The sequence below is a fragment of the Macrococcus epidermidis genome, from assembly GCF_024205965.1.
GTDB classification, from domain to species: Bacteria; Bacillota; Bacilli; order Staphylococcales; family Staphylococcaceae; genus Macrococcoides; species Macrococcoides epidermidis.
In genome coordinates, this window is sequence record NZ_CP073819.1 from 1,941,392 (window position 1) to 1,962,196 (window position 20,805).

Sequence of the window (20,805 nt, forward strand, 5' to 3'; positions counted from 1 at the left end):
TCTTCGATTTACGCTATTTTGCTCTCAACATGTCCGATATATCACTTTTATCGGACAAGACGTCTTCGATTTACGCTATTCTGCTCCCAACATGTCCGATATATCAGTTTTATCGGACAAGACGTCCTTGATTTACGCTATTTTGCTCTTAACATGTCCGATATATCACTTTTATCGGACAAGACGCACTTGATTTCAGCTGTTTCTCTCATTACGTGTCCAATATTGCCTCGTTATTGGACACATTAACTTCGGTGTTCTCCAAAATCCTACTTCAAGCATACCTATTTATACAAATTATACTTCGCACCATACATCGAAGCCTGCGTGCGATCTTTCACTTCAAGCTTTGCAAAGATATGACTAACATGCGTCTTGACTGTCTTCTCTGATACAAATAACTGCTCTGCTATCTCTTTATTGGTTAAGCCTTTTGACATTTCAGCTAATACTTCCAGTTCTCGCTTTGATAATGGATTCTTTATATGCGGCAAATTCAGCCCGGATTCTTTATATGCTTCTACACTCGGATGAAACGCCTGGGCGCCAGATAGTACCTGTTTGATCGTGTGAATCAACACATCAGGTTCACTGTCCTTCATTTCATAGCCATCTGCTCCTGCATCTATCACACCCATTACATGTTCTTCATCAACAAAACTTGATAATACAAGCACTTTCACTTCGGGATAGCTGCTTTTAATGGCTTTAGTTGTTTCTATGCCGTCCATGTTAGGCATTACTAAATCCATAATAATTAAATCCGGCTTACCATGTTCTTTAAGATATGACACAACTTCACTGCCATCACTGAAATCAGCAACAACATCAAAGTCTGCTTCTGTTGATAGTAAAAATTGTAATCCTTGTCTCACAATATGATGATCATCTACGATTATTATTTTCATGTTGTTGTCCTTTCGGATAAAAAAGTTCTATTATTGTTCCGACATTTTCTTCGCTTTTCATAATAACTTCTGCGCCTATCTCATTGCTGCGTTGCAGTATATTCTTTAGACCATGCGTCGGTAAAGTTTTTGCTGAAGTTACTTTAAATCCTTTACCTTTGTCTTCTATCTTCATTATAAACTGTTCACTTTTCTGCGATAAATGAATGGATACTGCATCTGTTTGAGCATGTTTCTTAACATTATTCATTGCTTCCTGAATAATTCTGAAGATTGTATGTTCTACTTTACTTTCCAGATTGAGTAGACCAGTTACTTTGATCGTTACATTTAATCCTAACACTTCTGCGTAGTTCTTTACAGCTTCAACCAAACCTTGTTCTAATCCTACCGGTTTCAACTGCCAGATTAATGCGCGCATTTCGTTGACTGCATCCTGACTGGTAGATTCTATCATCTGAAACGCCTGAATAGATTGCTCGTCCTTACTCATCGTCCCTGCTGCATGCGCAGTGAGCTTTAATGAAAATAGCATCTGATTAACTGAGTCATGCAAATCACGAGCGAGTCTATTTCGTTCTTCCTGTAATGCGGTCTCTCGTGCTTTCTCAGTAAGATAGATACGTTTGATTGCACTACCGATTTGGAAGGCCACAGACTCTAATAAGGCGAGATCTTCTTCTGAATAAATTTTAGTGTTCGGTGTCGCTACATTTAATAATCCAAATCTTTCATCGCCTGATTGAAGTGGCACTGTTGCATGATGTGTAATACCACCGGTCTTATCACTATATTGTTTATTCGCTTTTACAATTCGTGAACATGTAATAATATTACTCGCTTTCGTTAACTTCTTCTGATGATACCGCGATACACACCAGCACGGTCCTTCTGTCATATAACGACAATCATCCATAAGCAAAGCATCCGGCAATCCATATTCAGATGCCAACGTATGGGTCCCGTCTTCATCGATAAAGAATATCCATCCAGTAGAAAAATTGGTCCCCTTAACCAATCGGTCAAGGGCACCATTCATCATAGAATATACTTCTGTCTCTTCATTTAAAAATTCAGCAATTTCTTTTAAAAGTAACGTACTATTCTTCATAAGCACACCATTCTTTTATATTAGTCACGTCTGTATTCAACGCGGTATAAATCATGTCTTCTATCACGTAACTGACGGACAGTACCGTCTTCTCGACCACGACGTAATACTTCTAAGTCAACATCACCGATCATAACCATCTCATCATTTTCACCCGTTTCACCGACGATACCGTCACGTGCAAATCCAAAGTCACTTGGTGTATAGATACCAGAAGCAGAATACTGGATATCCATATTTTCTGTTTGCGGTAAGTTACCACATGTCCCACTCGTAACAGTATAGATTTGATTTTCTATCGCACGTGCCATTGAGCAATATTTCACGCGCAGATAACTTTGTCTGTCTTCAGTTGAGAATGGTGTGAATATTATTTTAGCACCCTTCTCAGTTGCAATACGTGCCATCTCTGGGAACTCACTATCGTAACAGATTTGAATGGCAATCTTGCCACAATCTGTATCAAACACTTCCACCTTTTTACCAGGTGAAATACCCCACCATCTGCGTTCATTTGGCGTAACATGAATTTTATATTGCTTTTCAATTGATCCGTCGCGTCTAAATAAGTATGAAATATTATAAATATCATCATTTTCTTCAACGAAGTGACTGCCACCAATAATATTAATATTATATCGCATCGCAAAGTCATTGAACATTTCAATATATTGTTCCGTATATTTTGTCAACTGACGGATAGATTCTGCTGGATTTCTCTTCTCATCAAAACTCATCAGCTGTGTTGTTAATAATTCAGGGAAGACAACAAAGTCACTACCTGCATCATATGCTACATCAACGAAATATTCGATTTGGTTCGCAAACTCCTCAAAAGAATCAATTTTACGCATCATGTAGTTAACTGTACAAATTCGTACGGGATAACTTGTTCTGAAATGTAGGTTAGATTTAGCAACGAAATCAGGGTTGTTCCACTCCATTAATGTTGCATACTTACTACTTTTCACATCGTCTTTTAAATAGTTCGGATTAATACGCATCAAAGTAAATCCGTTCATAAACTGGAATGTAAGTACCGGATCCTTAATCTTACGTTTCATCACGTCATTGACATATTCACGCGGTGTCAACTCATCCTGATATTGATGATAATTCGGAATACGTCCTCCGATAATGATTGATTTTAAGTTAAGTTCATAAGCGATTTCACGACGTGCTTCATATAAACGTTGTCCAACACGCATACCACGATAATCTGGATGAACCATCACTTCAATACCATATAAGTTATGTCCATTATCATTATGGTTAGTAATATATCCTGAATCCGTAATATCATTCCAGGTATGTTTATCATCATATTCATCAAAGTTAATGATCAAACTTGAACATGATCCAATAATTTTCTCTTCATATTCAATAACCATCTGTCCACGGGGAAACAAGTTAAGATGTGATTCTAAATGTGCTCTTTCCCACGGTTCCATACCAGGAAAACAAATTTTTTGTAGTGCTATAATTTCATCGATATCATCAAATGTCATTTGTCTTGCTTCAATCGATTTATTAAATTTCTCTAAATTAATTTCTTCAGTCATGTAAATTCTCCTTTAATTCATCTATAATAGTATATAAGCGAATGATGATTTATATAAATTTTAATATGATATTAAATATTACCCTATTATTATACGACTTAAATACGATTTAGGAGAAAAATTATGATTATAAATATTACAAAAGAATGGGATGCTTTAACGATTGAAGAAATGTTAAAAGCATTACACATTCCTAAAAAGCCGATGCATGAATTCAGAATGTCAAAGGATATCACGATCAATGGTGAGACTGCTACATTAAGAAACAAACTTTCTGAAGGTGATCAGTTATACTTACCGATTACAGAAGAAAAAAGTGCATACAAATCAAGTTACCGTCTTTGTGAAGTAAAATATGAAGATGAACATTTAGCAATCCTGGTAAAACCTAAAGGTGTGAAAACACATCCTAATGATATGGCTGAATCTAATACACTACTCAACCATGCCATCTACACGTTAGACTCAGCATATGTAGAACCGGTACACCGTCTTGATCAGGAAACAGTAGGATTGCTACTTGTCGCAAAAAATCCTTTCATCAAAAAGATACTCGACCGTATGCTTGAAGAACGAGAAATCACACGCACATATCGTGCCAAAGTTAAAAGTCATCTTCCACTTAAGAAACAAACAATCGATCTACCAATCGGTAAAGATAAGTTTCATCCCAATAAACGTCGTGTTTCACAAACAGGTGATCGCGCAGTAACGCATATTGTTGATTCAAAAGCTTTAGGCGATGGTATCGCAGAAGTTGAATTGACATTAGAAACTGGACGTACACATCAAATCCGAGTGCATCTTGCAGCAATCGGTTATCCTGTTCTTGGCGATCCGCTGTACAGTGATTCTAACTTACGACAGCTTGCGCTTGAAAGTTACAAGCTGGAATTTATCCATCCACTTACTCAGAAAAAGATTACTGCAATACTTGATTAAGCAGTTCAATTGCATAATATATTAAAGATTTATATGATAATAATCGTATAAATCTTTATTAATTTTTAGGAGGCGCATCATGGAAAATGCAATACAGCATAAGTTATTAACACGTAAAGCGGTCAAAGTTTATGACCCTGAATATAAAATGTCAGAAGCAGCATTGCTTGAAATATTAGAAGCTGCTAATCAGGCCCCTTCAGCATGGAATCTGCAACATTGGGAATTTCTTGTTGTTCATAGCGATGAAGCAAAAGCAAAGTTATTACCACTAGCATACAATCAGGCACAAGTGAAAGATTCAAGTGCAACGATTATAATATTAGGTGATAAAGAAGCGAATAAAAATATCGATACAGTATTCGACCCTGCCATCGAAGCAGGTACGATGACTCAGGATATTAAAGATATGATTGCCGGTCAAGTAAACGGTGTCTATCAAAATGAAGCATATGCATATGAAGCGGCAATTATGAACTCTGCATTTCCGGCAATGCAAGTGATGAATTTTGCTACACTTAACGATTTAGGTACATGTGCAATTGGCGGATTTAATCGTACCGGTATACAAGAAGCCTTTAATATCGATGAAAGATATGTACCTGCACTGATCATTACGATCGGTAAAACGTTGAAAGAACCTAGAACAAGTGAGCGTCGTGATATTAAAACGGTTACTACATTTGTATAAAACAATTAATTTCAAATCAAAAATAAAAAGCGAGCCATTTCGTATGCAATATACGAAATGGCTCGCTTTTTTACTTCTTATTTCTTCAGACGATCTCTGACAAATCCTAATAATTTGGCACGTTTACTCATTACTGGTTGAGGCTCAGTAACTTTAGGCTTCATCAATGTACGTTTATAATTTTCTGCCTGATTCACAAGTTCTTCCTGTGAATTTACAGCATTCTGATCATTACGTACATAATGGTATACACCGCTTGCATCCTGCTCACGTGCTTTTTGGTTATCATTAAGCTGAAGCTCTAAAATTTCTTTTAGTTCGTTCACAATCTTTGGATCTAAGATTGGGAATAAAATCTCTACACGTTTAATCATGTTACGTGTCATCATATCTGCAGAAGATAGATACATCTTTTCTTCACCGTTATGATAGAAGTAATAAATTCTAGAATGCTCAAGGAATCTACCAACAATACTGATTACACGAATGTTTTCACTAATGCCTGGGATACCAGGACGTAAACAACAAATTCCACGAATGATTAACTTAACTTTCACGCCAGCCTGACTTGCCTCATATAATTTCTTAATAACCGTCTTATCAGTTAATGAATTCATCTTGGCGATAATTAAGCCATTACCAAATTCTTTATGACAATCAATTTCCTGATTGATATGTTCAACAAATTCATCGCGAATTTCAAATGGTGCCACATGTAATTTCTTATATGTTGGTTTTTCTGAATAACCACTTAAATAGTTAAAGAAATTCATCGCGTCCTGACCAATTTCTTTATTCGTTGTGATAATACCCATATCAGTGTAGATTTTAGCAGTCTTATCGTTGTAGTTACCTGTACCTAAATGGACATAAGGTACTACTTCGTCACTTTCTTTTTTCACGACTAAAGTAATTTTAGAGTGCGTTTTTAAGTGTGTCATACCATAAATTACATGACATCCCGCTTCTTCAAGCATACGCGCCCAGTGCACATTATTCTCTTCATCGAATCGCGCTTTCAACTCTACAAGTACTGTTACTTGTTTACCAGCTTCAGCTGCATTCTTCAATGCATCAATGATAGGTGAGTCACTTGATACACGATATAACGTCTGTTTAATCGCTAATGTATTAGGATCTTCAGAAGCCTGTTTAATAAAATCTACAATCGGTTGGAATGACTCATATGGATGGTGGAAGAAAATATCATGTTTCTGCGCTTCTTCATAAACGTTACCACCATTTAAATATTTCGGTGGTGCCGCTTCAAATGGTTTAAACGCAAGCTGTGGATATTGCTTCTCTATCATCCCTGCTAACTGGAATAACATCGTTAAATCAAGTGGTCCATCTAACTTATAGATATCACGTGCTTCAATCTCTAATTCATTCATTAAGAAAGAACCGTTAATTGACGTGTCATGACGTGTATCGATTTCTAAACGAACAGCAGCACCACTCTTACGTTTCTTTAAGAATTTTTCAATTTCAATTAATAAATCTTCCGCACCATCTTCATGAATCGTTAAATCTGCGTTTCTTGTAATTCTGAAGGTAAACGTACGCACGACTTTATAACCAAAGAATAACTTATCGATGAAATGATTAATCACATCTTCTAATAATACGAAGATTGTACGTTCACCATTTTTAAGCTGAATAATACGGTTTAATAACGCTGGAATCTGAACAATCGCAGATTTCTTTTCACCAGCATCAGTTTCTACATCTACGAATATATTTAATGACTTGTTTGATAATTTAGGAAAAGGTCTGTAAGCGTCGATACCAAGTGGAGTCAACGTCGGTAAAATTTCAAAGTTAAACTTTTGTTCAATGATTTGATAGTTCTCAGGAGACAATTCATCAATTGCTTTAAAGAAAACCTGATATCCTTCTAACTCCTGAATCAAAGCTTTGTATTGTTCATATTGTAATTTAACGTTTTCACGATTTGCTGCATCAATTGCTATTAATTGTTCCGTTGGTGTTAACTGTGTTTTATTTTCGGGTTCATTAAAGTTCATTGCGACTTGATCTTTAAGTCCACCTACACGCACCATAAAAAATTCATCAGCATTTGAACTTGCAATTGCTAAAAATTTAAGACGTTCTAGTAATGGATTTTTCTTATCAAAAGCTTCCTCAATTACACGACGGTTAAAACCTACCCAACTTACTTCTCTGTTGTTATAAAATGCCTTGTTGTTTAAATCTAATTTTTCCATTATCGTCACATCCACTTTTATTGTATATTAATTTACAGTCTATATTAGTTATACCTAACTATTGTAAAGATTCTGTAAAAATGAGATTAAGTTTTGACTTTATTATTTTCTCGATATGTTTCTTCTGTCTTTCTGCTTGATATTCTTCAGCGATAGCATCGCCAGAGTACTCAATCACTAAATCAAAGTGTTCTTCTTTTTTCTCAAAATACAAAGCTTTAACGATATTTGTATTACTAATATTTAATGCGTAAGCGAATTTCAGTATACTGCCAAGCATTTGAATTGTTTCTCGCTCTTCGCTATTAAACCATTTCGTTTCATCTTCATAAAACTTTAGTAACGATTTATTTTTAAAGCTGGCAAGCAAGGCAAGCTTCACTCTATTTTTATGACTAATACCATTTAAGCTAGAGTTAGAAAGAATATAGTACGTATGTTGACTTGAGGCGTCTGAATCGATGTAACTTCCTAAATAATACAGATAAGCTGCATTTCTTAAGAATGCTTTGTCACGCTTATTACCTTTAATCAGTTCAAACTTATCTAATTCATAATAGAGCGTCTCGGCAATCATTACACGTTGGTTCGCTTCTTCCTGGTTAATGTTATAGTCCGTTGCTAAGTTCTTTAACGAGTCTTTAAAGACATTGTCTTTATCGAACGGTAATACATATTCCTCTTCAAGAATGCTCATAATAACACCTTCACGTAATCCTTTACGTGAGAAGATAAATTTAGTGGCTTCTACTTCATCAAATAATGTATTAAATAATACACATGAAGGAATAATAATATCCTGTCGGTCTCTGCTTAATCCATCCAGATCTTCTAATTCATCTTCAGATGCTGCAGTAAGGTTATCAAATACCAAATCAAGATCCGATTCTTTCATCGCATAGCCATGTACCCCTGCAATCGGATATTCTGTTAATGATTGATGGATTCTCGCAATATTACGTGCTGATCCCCCAATCGCTATTATTGGAACACGACGTTTCTCAAGCCAGCGCAGACTTCTCAGCTGTTCCTGAATATACTTTGCCGCCGCTTCTATCGCATCTTTATCGTTATGTGCCTTACCTTCAAAAAACATATTTTGAAGCGTTACGACACCGAAAGGAAAACTATGTGAAAATTTTAATTCTTTGTCCTCAAAGAAAGTAACTTCTGTACTTCCTCCACCGATATCTACTGTAACACCATCTGAGTAATCTAATGTATTGATGACCGCATAGAATCCAAAGAATGCTTCTTCTTTTTCAGAAATAATTCGCATCTCTATGCCTGTGTTTTCGTTTACTTTATCGATGACTTCTTCGATGTTTGTTGCTTGTCGTACGGCAGCAGTTGCTACTGGATATAACGCATGAACATCAAACTTTTGTGCAACTTTCTGAAAACTATTTAACGTGTCACATAATACTTCGATACCACGTTCTGACATAACTTTTTCGTTGTTTAAAAACTGATATAATCGTGCAGGTGTTTTTATATTTTGTAATTCCTGTAATCCTGTTTCTTTTGAGTATTCAAAAATAACTAAACGGATTGTATTTGATCCGATATCTACTAAACCTAATCTTTTCATAACTGACCTGCCCTTTCAGATTAAAACATTTTATTTTGGATGGATCATTTCTTCAGGTTTAATCCATTCATCAAATTGCTCTTCTGTTAAGAATCCTGAGTTTATTGCTGATGCTTTTAAAGTTAAACCTTCTTTATGTGCAGTTTTTGCGATATGCGCTGCTTTTTCATAACCGATATGAGGGTTTAAAGCTGTTACTAACATTAATGATTGATTTAAATAGTTGTGAATATTTTCTTCAATCGGCTCGATACCAACCGCACAGTTATCATTAAATGAATTCATACCGTCTGCTAAAAGATAGATTGATTGTAATGTGTTATACATAATAACCGGTTTAAATACATTCAGTTCAAAGTTACCTTGACTTGCTGCAATACCAACCGCAGCGTCATTCCCCATTACCTGAACAGCGACCATCGTCAGCATTTCAGATTGTGTAGGGTTTACTTTTCCTGGCATGATTGAAGAACCCGGTTCATTTTCAGGAATTGATAATTCTGCAAGACCTGCACGTGGACCAGATGATAACCAGCGTACATCGTTAGCAATCTTCATTAAATCTGCTGCAAGTGCTTTTAATGCACCATGAACAAAGGTTACTTCATCATGTGCAGTTAACGCATGGAATTTATTTGGCGATGATACGAAATCATAACCTGTTTGAACGCCAATCTGTTTAGCAACGCGATCACCAAACTCAGGATGTGCGTTAATGCCAGTACCAACTGCAGTACCCCCGATTGCTAAATTCAATAATTCTTTTTTAGATAGGTTTAATAATGCTTCACATTTATCAAGCATATAACGCCAGCCAGAAATCTCTTGTCCTAAAGTTAATGGCGTTGCATCCTGTAAATGTGTACGACCAATCTTAATGATATCAGCAAACTTTTCTTCTTTTTCTTTTAACGTATTGCGAAGTGTATTTAATGCCGGCATTAATTTCGCTTCGATTTCATGGAAAAGTGCCACGTGCATTGCTGTTGGATAAGTATCGTTTGATGATTGAGATTTATTCACATCATCATTTGGATGAACTGATTCTGTGCTACCTGATTCTTTCAAGTACATATTTGCAACATATGCTACCACTTCATTCACGTTCATGTTACTTTGCGTACCTGAACCAGTTTGCCATACAACTAACGGAAAATGTTCATCTAATTGGCCAGATAATACATCATCACATGCTTTTACGATGGCTTCTGACTTCTCAGCTGATAATTTACCTAAATCTTTGTTGACAATTGCTGCCGCTTTTTTAAGATGAGCAAATCCGTAAACAACTTCGATTGGCATCTTTTCTTTTCCTACTGGAAAGTTTTGTTTACTACGTTCTGTTTGTGCACCCCAATATTTATCTGATGGTACTTCGATTTCTCCAAATGTATCATGTTCAATTCTAAATGACATTAACTATCTCCCCTTATCTATTGATACTTATATTTTACATTAAATAACGCTTACATTCATTAATTAATCATAAAAATACAGTACATAAATCATTATGTACTGTTCAATAGTTATTGAGGATCATCCTCTTGTTCCTGACCTTCTTCTCGTGCTTCAGCGTTTTGTTCAGAAATTTGTTCCATCTCTTTACCTAACTCTACAACGTCGTCGAAATCAGTAACCATTTCATTTTTATTATCATGTGATGTTGACATATAAATCATTCCTTTACGCAAATTTTTGGAAGTAGTATTCACGTATATCTTGAGGCAATCCAGCTGCTGCAGCATCATCTAAGATTACATTGACCATACGGTGTGTTTTTAAATTCGCTGCTTCAAAGTTGCCGCCCGCTTCAGCATTGTATAGCTTTTCAACGATTGAAGCTTTGTCTGCGCCTGTTAATACGATAATAATTTCACGTGCTGAACGTAATCCTTTATCGTTATCCTGATTAATCTCTTTATAACCGACAGAGCCATCTTGAGTAATCGTAGCAAATAACGTTGTTAATTTCCCTTTGTTCTCTTTAGTCTTCGCTTCGTCTTTAATCAATTCCATAATATCTTTACCTGTTGCTTCATGGTATTGTTTATCAACGATACCAACAGTACCATAGTCGCCACGTATTTTATCATAATCAAAGATATGAATTTGACTCGTCTCAACAGGATTACGTGCCGTATCAGCCTTTAATTCTGCAATGACGTGACCAGCTTCATCACCTAACGCAGTCGCGATAATTGATGTCGGATTGTTACTCATCTGCTTTCTAAATAAATCAGCAACGTAGTTCGATACTGTCAATTTATCTTCAAAAATTTTAAAATTCATTCCCATGTTCATTCCTCCTCGTATCTTTACTCATTCTTTATTATATATGCTATACCCTATTTTGACAGCCCATAACACTATAAATATGAATATTATGAATAATTAAGGCAAACAACTATTTGTGGTTTTAAAAGTGTATTGAATAGGTTATAATAGTTTTATTAATGAAATCTAGGGGGATTACCAATGAATACATTATTAATCGGTATGGTATGTATCGCTTTCCTAACAGCTATCTTAACTGCTGGTCGTGAATCTAGCTACGGTGTTAAGGAAGAAGATTTAAACAAATGATCACAAAATAAGCCGAAGACAAATTGTCTTCGGCTTATTTTTATTGTTTCAGAAATCCTTGTTGCTTTACGACACCATCTACATCAAGACGTGCTTTACCACCAAGCATCTGTATTACCTGTTCACTCCATTTATCATCACGTTTACCTGCTGTACGCGCTTTATAATAGGCACTCGTGCGCACATCATAATCTTTATAATCATCATAGCTAAAAGGCTGATATGTATTCTCATGATAAACAACGTCCAGTGGTAATCTTTCTTTCTGACTTCCCACGTCATCTGGTACACCGACAACCATGCCAAACAATGGATATGTGTATGCCGGTAAATTAAGCAAATCTATCACACGCTGCATATTATTGCGTAATGATCCGATATAACAAATACCAAGTCCCATACTTTCAGCTGCGACTGCCATATTCTGACTAGCTAAAGCAGCGTCTACCGTACCGACTAATAGCGATTCTGTCGTCCCGAAATAATCATCTACATTTGATTTTAAGTGGTTACCTAATCCATGATGACGATGATAATCAACTACAAATATAAAGAGATGACCATTATGTTCCACGTAAGATTGACCACTGATCGCTCTAAGTTGATGCTTAATTTGCTGGTCAGTAATACCGATAATTGAATATGCCTGGACATAACTTGATGTCGATGCACTTTGTGCTGCACGCACTAAAGTCTTAATCGTCTCCTGATTGAGCGCTTCATCTTTAAATTTACGAATTGAGCGATGGTTCTGTAATAACTGGATTATATCGTTCATCACCTGACCTCCTTAATTTAAGCCTGGATAGTTTTGTTGACGTAAAGCTTCATAGATTAATATTGCTGCTGTATTTGATAAATTAAGCGAACGAACATTGTCGTTCATTGGAATGCGCAGTGCTGTGTCCATATATTTTTCTTTAACCCAGTCCGGTAAACCAGTTGTTTCACGACCAAAGATAAAGAAATGTTTCTCGTCAGGGTTACTATAATCGAATGTCGTATGAGGTTTCGTACCAAACTTCGTCAGTAAATAATAGTGACCTTCATTCTTTTCAAAGAATTCTTCGATACTATCGTAATAAGTGATATTTACAAATTTCCAGTAATCCAAGCCGGCACGACGTAACATTTTATCGTCAGTAGAGAATCCTAGCGGACGAATTAAATGAAGATGCGTATCTGTTGCTGCACAACTTCTAGCGATATTTCCTGTGTTAGCAGGTATTTCCGGTTGATATAATACTACGTTAATTGATGACATTTATTTTTCCACACTTTCTATACTTTTTAATATTTCTAGTTTAACATCATTATCTGTTTCTTTTTCATATCTTGCCTTTAAATAATCAATTTCATCATGACTCATTTGACCAATCGCCCAATAAGCTGTTCCCTTAATTTCTGGTCGAGGATCACTTTCTGCGACTTCCTTTAAATCTGGTACTGCATCGATTTCTTTGAAATGAGCGAGTGCTAAAATAGCATTACGTTGAATCGGTTTCTTGCCGCGCCAGGCACCAGCTAGATGACCAAATTCTGCTTTGAAAGTTTTATTCGTCATCTTGAGTAGAGGAACGAGGAGGGGCTTTAACTTTTCAGGTTCCAGTTCAATATCCTCATGGGTTGTATTGATACCTCGATTCTTCGGACACACTTGCTGACACGTGTCGCACCCATATAGACGATTACCAATCTTACTGCGATATTCGTCCGGCATAAATCCTTTTGTCTGTGTGAGGAAACTGATGCATTTATTCGAATCAAGCTGCCCATTACCTAGGAGAGCACCTGTCGGACAACGATCAATGCAAATTGTACAATCTAAACATGATTCTATTACTGGGTGATCAGGTTCAAATGGAATCGATACAAGTATTTCGCCAAGATAAGTCCATGTGCCTAAATCTTTATTTAAGATAAAACCATTTTTAGCTGCATAGCCGAGACCCGCACGTTCAGCAACTGCCCTGTCACTGAGCACACCTGTATCTACCATATTCATCGTTTGTGCTTCAGGGACTCTCTCTTTAATAAATGCGACAAGCAGTTCGAGTCGTTTATTTAATAGCGTGTGATAATCAATTCCCCATGATGCACGTGCGAAAATACCTCGTCTTGCGCCACGAATACTCTTCGGTGCATTAGGTAGCTTATTCGGATAACCGACGGCAATCGCAATAATAGACTGCGCTTCAGGGAGAGAAAGCTTAGGGTTGATACGTTCTTCAATCGTGCCTTTCTCAAAACCAGAATCATAGTTATTTGCATAATATGCTTCCAGTTTTGGACGCAGTGACTCAAAAGGTTCTGCTGTAGTGAAACCGATGGCATCTATGCCAATCGTCTTACTATATTCAATAATTTCCTGCTTTAACTTTTGATACACCCATCTCTCCCCCTTTTCACTTTATAAGACTATTATTTTACCATAAAATTGATTCTTTTAAGAGATAATAATTACATCATCCAAAACAAAGAAGCTACAATCAAATTTGATTGTAGCAGTTTTCTCACTTTGCTTAATAATATTTACGAAGCATTATAAAACTTTCGATAAAAATGCTTTCGCACGTTCATTTTGAGGGTTATTAAATAATTGTTCTGGTGGTGCATCTTCCTGAACGACGCCATTATCCATAAATACAACTCTGTCAGCAACTTCTCTGGCAAAACCCATCTCATGGGTTACTACGACCATCGTCATTCCTTCTTCAGCCAGCTTCTTCATAACAGCTAATACATCGCCTACTACTTCAGGATCAAGCGCTGAAGTTGGCTCGTCGAATAAGATAACATCCGGATCCATAGCAAGCGCTCTGGCAATCGCTACACGCTGTTTTTGACCACCAGATAATTGCGAAGGATAATTATCTGCTCTATCAGATAATCCGACTTTTTCTAATAAATCTAATGCTTTTGTTTCCAATTCACTTTTCTTACCCTTACCTAGTAATGATGGCGCAAGCATTAAGTTCTCTTTAGCTGTCTTATGCGGAAAGAGATTAAAACTTTGGAATACCATCCCCATCTTCTGACGGAGTTTATTTATATCAGTTCCTTTAGCAGTGAGAGCGTTACCCTCAAATATAATTTCACCGCTCGTCGGTGTTTCCAGTAGATTTAAACAACGTAACAATGTTGATTTACCACTACCAGATGGACCGATAATTGCAACAACCTCTCCTTCTGAAATTTCAAGATCAATGCCTTTTAACACTTCAACCTTACCAAAATATTTATGCAAATTATTTACTTTAATCACTAACCCTCATTCTCCTTTCAAATACATTCATCACTCGACTTAGTGCGAATGTAAGGATGAAGTATACAACTGCGGCAATCAATAATGGTGTAAATGGATCGAATGATGCACCTTGAACAACTTGTGCATTAAACATCAATTCAGAAACACCGATAACAGAAACAATTGATGATTCTTTAATTACAGTGACGAATTCATTACCTAAAGCAGGTAAGATATTTTTAATTGCTTGAGGCATCACAACTTTATTCATCGTCTGTGCATGGCTTAAACCTAAAGAACGTGCTGCTTCAGTTTGACCTTTATCTACCGCATTAATACCGGCACGAATAATTTCGGCAATATATGCAGCGCAGTTAATGACAAGCGCAATTGCACCACAAATAAATGCTGATAAGTCGATACCTAGTACTGCTGTTGTTCCAAAATAAACTAAAAATACTTGAACAAGTAATGGTGTACCACGAATAAACTCAATGTAAATCCATGATAAAGTTTTTAAAATTATATTCTTGCTTAATTTCATAAAGGCGAGAATACCACCGAAGATTGAGCCTAAAACTACACCGATTAATGAAATTAAGATTGTAGCACCAATACCCTGAATAAAGAATGAACCATATTTACTGAAAAATGACCCTTCATCAAACATCGCTTCATTCGCTTTATCTTTATAACCTTTCATTAATCCTTTATCTTCTACTTCTTTAATCGTTTTATTAAGTGCATCAAGTAACTTTGGAGAATCTTTCGGCAGAGCAATTGCCGTTCCTTTATTCTCATCAGCAAACTGCATATCAGAGAAAGCTAAGTTTGTATTTTGTGATAAATATGCTTCACCAACTGGACCTTCTAATACAACGCCATCAATCTTACCTGTATTTAAAGACATAGTAATTTCAGGCACACGTGTCAGTGACGTGACGTTCGCATCAGGAATTTCAGTCTTGGCAAGCTCTTCTTGTGTTGTTTGTTTTTGAACGCCAATGTTTTTTCCTTTGAAATCTTCAATTGATTTTAACTTTTTTGCATCTTTCTTCTGTATAATCATACGCTGCTGAACATGCATATAATAGTCAGAGAAGTCCACTTCTTTTTTACGTTCAGGTGTTGGTGACATACCGGAAATAATTACGTCAATCTTCCCAGTCTTTAGAGCACCAAGTAAACTATCGAACTGCATATTTACTATCTTTAATTCAACACCAAGATCTTTCGCTAATTTTTTTGAAAGTTCGATATCAATACCTGCATATTCTCGCTTTCCGTTAACCGTTTTCTCAAATTCATATGGTGCATAATCGGCAGATAATCCGACACGCAGCACACCGTTTTTCTTAATCGTATCGTATTGATCGGTTTTTGCATGAGCCGTAAATGGTGTAATCGTTGCAATCATAACAATCAATATAAGATAACTTAATAACTTTTTAAAAGACAATGACTTCCCCTCCTTTGGATAAAATTTATTATACACTTATATGTATAAGTATACAAGTCAGAATTATTATTTTTTTCTGTTTATTCCGCTTATCCTTTTGCTTATTAAAGGGAGTTAGCGTATAATCATTAACAAAAATAGTTGAAAGAGAAGTGTATAAAATGCCGCAATTAAATGAATTCATCAATGAAGTAACAATACCTGGAACGCGAGAGTTTGCAAATAAAGCAGCAGGTCTAGAAGATTGTATCGATTTAACATTAGGACAGTCAGATTTCGCTCCTCCTGCATCAGTCAAACATGCGATGATTGAGGCGATTGAAAATGATAAACTACGTTATACACATAATAGAGGTTTAATAGAGCTGAGAAATGAGATTGCAAAGTCAATTCAGAAAAAATTTAATGTCAATTATGATCCTGAAACAGAGATTGTAGTTACAAACGGAGGATCAGAAGCGATTGATGATGTATTTAGAACAATCATCAATCCTGGAGATGAAGTTATCTTACCATCACCATGTTATTTAGGATATGAACCTATCATAAAGCTGCTCGGTGCTAAAGTCGTACTCGTTGATACTTCTAAGACACACCTCGTACCTACACCAGAAGCGATTAAAGCAGCAATAACACCTAAAACAAAAGCAGTACTATTCAACTATCCGACGAATCCAACAGGTAAGACATTAACGTACGAACAAATTCAAGGATTAGCAAATATGTTAAAAGACGAAGATATCTTTATCGTAACAGATGAAATATACAGTGAAAATGTATATGACGCACCACATCATTCATTTTTAGAGTTTCCTAAACTGAGAAATAATTTATTTGTTATCAATGGTCTATCTAAATCTCACGCAGTGACAGGTGCCCGTATTGGTTACGTTGTGTCTAATGCAGAACTCATTACTCACGTCACATCAGTACATCTATATAATTCAATCTGTGTAGCAACACCGAGTCAATATGGTGCGATAGAAGCATTCAAAGATACAGAAACAGTAAAAATTATGAATAAAGCATACATCGAACGCAGAGATTTTTTATATGAAAAATTAACCGAATTAGGATTACCAGTTGAAAAACCACAAGGTGCCTTTTATATCTTCCCGGATATATCAGCTTACAATAGCGATTCGTATCAATTTGCTTTAGACCTATTGGATCAAGAAAGATTGGCAGTTGTACCAGGAAGTGCATTCTCAGAATACGGTGAGGGACATATCAGATTATCATTTGCATCAAGTATGGAAGAAATTAAAGAGGCTATGGTAAGATTAGAACGATTTTTAAAAAATTATAATAAATAGCGTTAAAAAGTGGCCCGATTCTTTTATGGAATCGGGCCAAATATAGTGATATGGCACGGTTCTGCTCTGGAATCGGGCCAAACATGGTGATGTGGCACGGTTCTGCTCTGGAATCGAGCCAAACATGGTGATTTGGCACGGTTCTGCTCTGAAATCGGGCCAAACATGGTGATATGGCACGGTTCTGCTCTGGAATCGGGCCAAACATGGTGATTTGGCACGGTTCTGCTCTGGAATCGGGCCAAACATGGTGATTTGGCACGGTTCTGCTCTGAAATCGGGCCAAATAAGGTGATATGGCACGGTTCTGCTCTGGAATCGGGCCAAATAAGGTGATATGGCCCGATTCTCTTAAGGAACCGGGCCATCTTACTTTATATTAATGTTCAGCTTTATAAAGATATATTTCATCATTATAACGCGGTAATACTTTTTTCAGTAATTGATGAGACATAAATGCAATCGGTAACGGAATGATGACATAAGCTAGCAATAAACTCATTACATTCTGCATTACAGTGCCGTCCATAAATTTAAAGGCATTGATCGGACCGACTAGTCCTGTGTATCCAAATCCAGCCGACATCGGCGTACCTTGAACGTTAAAGAAGTAAGCACACAATCCACCAATGATACCATTGATAAGTAGCGGCACCATAATAATAGGATGTTTGAAATATACCGGCATCATCATTTTCGCTGCACCAATAATTAATGTGATGATTGTGCCTTTATCATTCACACGCAGTGCTCCGAATAAGAATGTGTAACAACATGCAACGATACCTAGGTTTGCTGCGCCGCTCCCTAGCCCCGATAAACTAATAACAGTTGCAATTGCAACAAGAGAAATTGGTGTTGCCATCAAAAGACTATAACTAATCGCAATCAAAATACACATTAAGAGTGGGTTTAAAGTCGTAAAATGCTGAATGACCTGACCAATCGCACCCGTAAATTGTTTTACGTATGGTAGTGTAAGAGAACCGATAAATCCAGGTAAAATTCCTGCAAACAAAGGTAAAAAGACGATATTCAAACTGCCCATCTTATTTCCTAGTAAAATTAAAACAAAAGCACTAAGCGCGACGGTTAACATCATGTTTATAATGTCACCGATTCCTGCAAACATAAAACCTTTACCATTAAATTGAACGGCACCTGAACCAAGTACAGAAGCACCAGAAAGTATCGCTGTCTGTAAACCGTTAAATTTAAATTGCTGACTGATCGTAATACCAGCTAACGCACTTAAACAAAACTGAAAGATGACCAATAATTGTCCAAGACTTGTAAACACAGGATGATATCCTGCTAAATATTTAAAAAGCTCCCCAAGCATTGCATTCGGCACTAAAGCAACGACGATACCAGCTGCCATTCCATTTAATATATTTGAGAAAAACTGTTTACCGTTAATATTCATTTAAACACCTACCCTAAAAAATTATATAGTATTATTTCTATCATACTTTAGCGCTTAAAAGCAATGAATTAATAAAATTTTTTAAAATTTCCTACTACTTTGTATTTTGTTCCAGCTTATTTAACACTTCCGGTAATACTTTTGCGATATCAATATCACTACGTTCTGCAATATTAATTAACCACCAAATTGATTCTGCAATTTTATAACCAAGCTCTCCTTCACTATTAGGTTTTGGCCAACGTTTTTCTTTATCCATTACTAACCGACCGACAAGTGCTGCATCTGTTAAAAATGCTAAAGCATCTTCTTCTAAAGACCATTCAGATTGATGGTGTGATACTTCTAATGCATGATACTGTTTTCTAATCTTGATTGATTGTTCAATAATTGCTTCAAATGAATTATTCATATTATTACCTCGATTGTTTTTATACATCATAGCAGATTATCTCTTAATAAAAATAATTATTTTGCATATACAAGTTATTTTTTTTGTTGAGTTCTAATAATCCATATTCTTTGACTTAAATTGACCAAACAAATAAAATATAATTAATAAGCTTATAGGAGGCACATTATGACAAACGAAAATAAAGATCTTATGTTAGAAAAAATGATAGAATCACGTACAATCTTAATCTCAGGTGGTATTGATGATAAATCAGCGAAAGAAGTTGTTAATCAATTATTATTATTAGATTCAATCAATCATGAGCCGATTAAATTAATCATCTCTTCTCCAGGTGGACATGTAGATTCAGGTTATTTAATACATGATATGATTAATTTCATCGAATCAGAAGTTAAAATTATTGGTGCAGGATGGGTAGTTAGTGCAGGCGTATTAATTTACTTATCAGGTAAGAAAGAAAATCGCTACGCATTACCTAATACACGCTTCATGATTCACCAACCAAGTGGTGGTACACAAGGACAAGCGTCCAATATGGAAATTACTGCAAAAGAAATTATCCGTACACGTCAAAAATTAAACGAATTAATCGCACGTGAAACTGGCAAATCTGTAGAAGAAGTTGAACAACATACAGGTCGTGATTACTGGTTAAGCACACAAGAAGCTTTAGAGTACGGTATCGTCAATAAAATTATCGAAAACCAAAAAGAAATCTAGATCATAAATCCCAATGCGCATTTTGATGCATTGGGATTTTTTTCGGCAGTTTTAGCGGTATCTTTTCTCTTTACCACTCGATTCCGCTATTGCTTCAAATAATCATTAATATAACCATTCACTGCTTCACGTGACTGGAAAATTACCTGCTTTTTATCGGGATATTTCTCTAATAGCTCAATTACTTTTGGTCTGCTCACAATATTATATTGTTTAATGAATGCAATAAATTCTGAATCCGTTTCACTAGTCTCTATCCAAGGCATATCTGGCCTCTCTTTTCCTTTTCTTTGCTCGATACTCTCCAGACAAACTTCAACCGGTAAGTCTAAGAAATAAATCGTGTCACATGCAGCGATGCGCATCTCAATTGTTGATCCATAATTCCCGTCAATAATCCACGTCTCACCTTTTAACGCTTCCCTTTGTCGATTCAAAAATACTTCTCTTTCTACTACAGTTCGATCTGACTTCCAGTTCAAAAGATCAAGATGAATAACTGGTATATCTAAACATTTACTGAGATTACGAGAAAAAGTACTTTTTCCGCTTCCAGGACAACCGATTACTATTATCTTTTTCATAGGTAACCCCCAAAATCTTCAT

At 36.1% G+C, this 20,805-nt stretch carries 20 protein-coding genes; 4 read left to right on the top strand and 16 right to left on the bottom strand.

What is annotated here, in order from left to right; translation table 11 throughout:
- Positions 1–284 precede the first annotated feature (284 nt).
- From KFV12_RS10275 to KFV12_RS10285, 3 genes are read right to left on the bottom strand one after another with little or no spacing between them, the layout of a single operon-like run.
- Entirely contained in the window at positions 285–908 is a 624-nt protein-coding gene (locus KFV12_RS10275; RefSeq protein ID WP_254256718.1) for a response regulator transcription factor, read from the bottom strand.
- Entirely contained in the window at positions 886–2,019 is a 1,134-nt protein-coding gene (locus KFV12_RS10280; RefSeq protein ID WP_254256719.1) for a GAF domain-containing sensor histidine kinase, read from the bottom strand. Before KFV12_RS10280 ends, KFV12_RS10275 begins: the two co-directional genes overlap by 23 nt.
- A 20-nt stretch (positions 2,020–2,039) precedes the next feature.
- Positions 2,040–3,581: a bifunctional GNAT family N-acetyltransferase/carbon-nitrogen hydrolase family protein gene (locus KFV12_RS10285; protein ID WP_111716279.1), complete on the bottom strand. Its 1,542-nt coding sequence runs from the start codon at positions 3,579–3,581 to the stop codon at positions 2,040–2,042.
- A 123-nt stretch (positions 3,582–3,704) separates the two neighbouring features.
- On the opposite strand from KFV12_RS10285, the gene KFV12_RS10290 reads away from it, so the two are divergent.
- Together KFV12_RS10290 and KFV12_RS10295 are read left to right on the top strand one after the other, a co-directional pair.
- Positions 3,705–4,523, top strand: a complete 819-nt coding sequence (locus KFV12_RS10290; RefSeq protein WP_111716277.1) for an RluA family pseudouridine synthase — start codon at positions 3,705–3,707, stop codon at positions 4,521–4,523.
- Positions 4,524–4,602: 79 nt separating this feature from the next.
- The gene (locus KFV12_RS10295; protein ID WP_239243197.1) at positions 4,603–5,214 is read left to right on the top strand and encodes a nitroreductase family protein; all 612 of its coding nucleotides are present in this window, start codon (positions 4,603–4,605) and stop codon (positions 5,212–5,214) included.
- A 77-nt stretch (positions 5,215–5,291) separates the two neighbouring features.
- On the opposite strand, the gene KFV12_RS10300 is transcribed toward KFV12_RS10295, so the two are convergent.
- The 10 genes from KFV12_RS10300 to KFV12_RS10345 form a co-directional block, all read right to left on the bottom strand.
- Positions 5,292–7,442 (bottom strand): RNA degradosome polyphosphate kinase, encoded by a 2,151-nt coding sequence (locus KFV12_RS10300; RefSeq protein ID WP_436970147.1) that lies wholly within the window; start codon positions 7,440–7,442, stop codon positions 5,292–5,294.
- 58 nt (positions 7,443–7,500) lie between these two features.
- Positions 7,501–9,033 (bottom strand): exopolyphosphatase, encoded by a 1,533-nt coding sequence (ppx, locus tag KFV12_RS10305; protein ID WP_111716273.1) that lies wholly within the window; start codon positions 9,031–9,033, stop codon positions 7,501–7,503.
- A 30-nt stretch (positions 9,034–9,063) separates the two neighbouring features.
- On the bottom strand, positions 9,064–10,449 hold the full coding sequence (gene fumC / locus KFV12_RS10310; RefSeq protein WP_111716271.1) for a class II fumarate hydratase: 1,386 nt from the start codon (positions 10,447–10,449) through the stop codon (positions 9,064–9,066).
- Between the two features lie 110 nt (positions 10,450–10,559).
- Complete coding sequence (locus tag KFV12_RS10315; RefSeq protein WP_165958672.1) at positions 10,560–10,703, bottom strand: SAS053 family DNA gyrase inhibitor; 144 nt, start codon at positions 10,701–10,703, stop codon at positions 10,560–10,562.
- 13 nt (positions 10,704–10,716) lie between these two features.
- On the bottom strand, positions 10,717–11,328 hold the full coding sequence (locus tag KFV12_RS10320) for a sugar phosphate isomerase family (RefSeq protein WP_111716270.1): 612 nt from the start codon (positions 11,326–11,328) through the stop codon (positions 10,717–10,719).
- A 328-nt stretch (positions 11,329–11,656) separates the two neighbouring features.
- Complete coding sequence (gene nfsA, locus KFV12_RS10325) at positions 11,657–12,394, bottom strand: oxygen-insensitive NADPH nitroreductase (RefSeq protein ID WP_254256721.1); 738 nt, start codon at positions 12,392–12,394, stop codon at positions 11,657–11,659.
- Positions 12,395–12,406: 12 nt separating this feature from the next.
- Positions 12,407–12,880 carry a tRNA (uridine(34)/cytosine(34)/5-carboxymethylaminomethyluridine(34)-2'-O)-methyltransferase TrmL gene (gene trmL, locus KFV12_RS10330; protein ID WP_096075976.1) on the bottom strand — a complete coding sequence of 158 codons (474 nt, stop codon included), beginning with the start codon at positions 12,878–12,880 and terminating at the stop codon, positions 12,407–12,409.
- Positions 12,881–14,005 (bottom strand): tRNA epoxyqueuosine(34) reductase QueG, encoded by a 1,125-nt coding sequence (queG, locus tag KFV12_RS10335; protein ID WP_239243194.1) that lies wholly within the window; start codon positions 14,003–14,005, stop codon positions 12,881–12,883.
- Between the two features lie 153 nt (positions 14,006–14,158).
- The gene (locus tag KFV12_RS10340; RefSeq protein WP_111716265.1) at positions 14,159–14,881 is read right to left on the bottom strand and encodes an amino acid ABC transporter ATP-binding protein; all 723 of its coding nucleotides are present in this window, start codon (positions 14,879–14,881) and stop codon (positions 14,159–14,161) included.
- Positions 14,874–16,280, bottom strand: a complete 1,407-nt coding sequence (locus KFV12_RS10345; RefSeq protein ID WP_254257654.1) for an ABC transporter substrate-binding protein/permease — start codon at positions 16,278–16,280, stop codon at positions 14,874–14,876. Before KFV12_RS10345 ends, KFV12_RS10340 begins: the two co-directional genes overlap by 8 nt.
- Positions 16,281–16,483: 203 nt before the next feature.
- Between KFV12_RS10345 and KFV12_RS10350 the strand changes: the two genes are divergently transcribed.
- Positions 16,484–17,638 (top strand): aminotransferase class I/II-fold pyridoxal phosphate-dependent enzyme, encoded by a 1,155-nt coding sequence (locus tag KFV12_RS10350; protein ID WP_254256722.1) that lies wholly within the window; start codon positions 16,484–16,486, stop codon positions 17,636–17,638.
- Positions 17,639–18,017: 379 nt separating this feature from the next.
- Here KFV12_RS10350 and KFV12_RS10355 read toward each other — a convergent pair whose 3' ends face one another.
- Both KFV12_RS10355 and KFV12_RS10360 read right to left on the bottom strand, forming a co-directional pair.
- Positions 18,018–19,064 carry a PTS sugar transporter subunit IIC gene (locus KFV12_RS10355; protein ID WP_111716262.1) on the bottom strand — a complete coding sequence of 349 codons (1,047 nt, stop codon included), beginning with the start codon at positions 19,062–19,064 and terminating at the stop codon, positions 18,018–18,020.
- Between the two features lie 94 nt (positions 19,065–19,158).
- Positions 19,159–19,476, bottom strand: a complete 318-nt coding sequence (locus tag KFV12_RS10360) for a nucleoside triphosphate pyrophosphohydrolase family protein (protein WP_111716568.1) — start codon at positions 19,474–19,476, stop codon at positions 19,159–19,161.
- Positions 19,477–19,644: 168 nt separating this feature from the next.
- Between KFV12_RS10360 and KFV12_RS10365 the strand changes: the two genes are divergently transcribed.
- Positions 19,645–20,199: an ATP-dependent Clp protease proteolytic subunit gene (locus KFV12_RS10365; RefSeq protein WP_096075971.1), complete on the top strand. Its 555-nt coding sequence runs from the start codon at positions 19,645–19,647 to the stop codon at positions 20,197–20,199.
- Positions 20,200–20,285: 86 nt separating this feature from the next.
- Here KFV12_RS10365 and KFV12_RS10370 read toward each other — a convergent pair whose 3' ends face one another.
- The gene (locus tag KFV12_RS10370) at positions 20,286–20,783 is read right to left on the bottom strand and encodes a P-loop NTPase family protein (RefSeq protein ID WP_254256723.1); all 498 of its coding nucleotides are present in this window, start codon (positions 20,781–20,783) and stop codon (positions 20,286–20,288) included.
- Between the last annotated feature and the right edge of the window lie 22 nt (positions 20,784–20,805).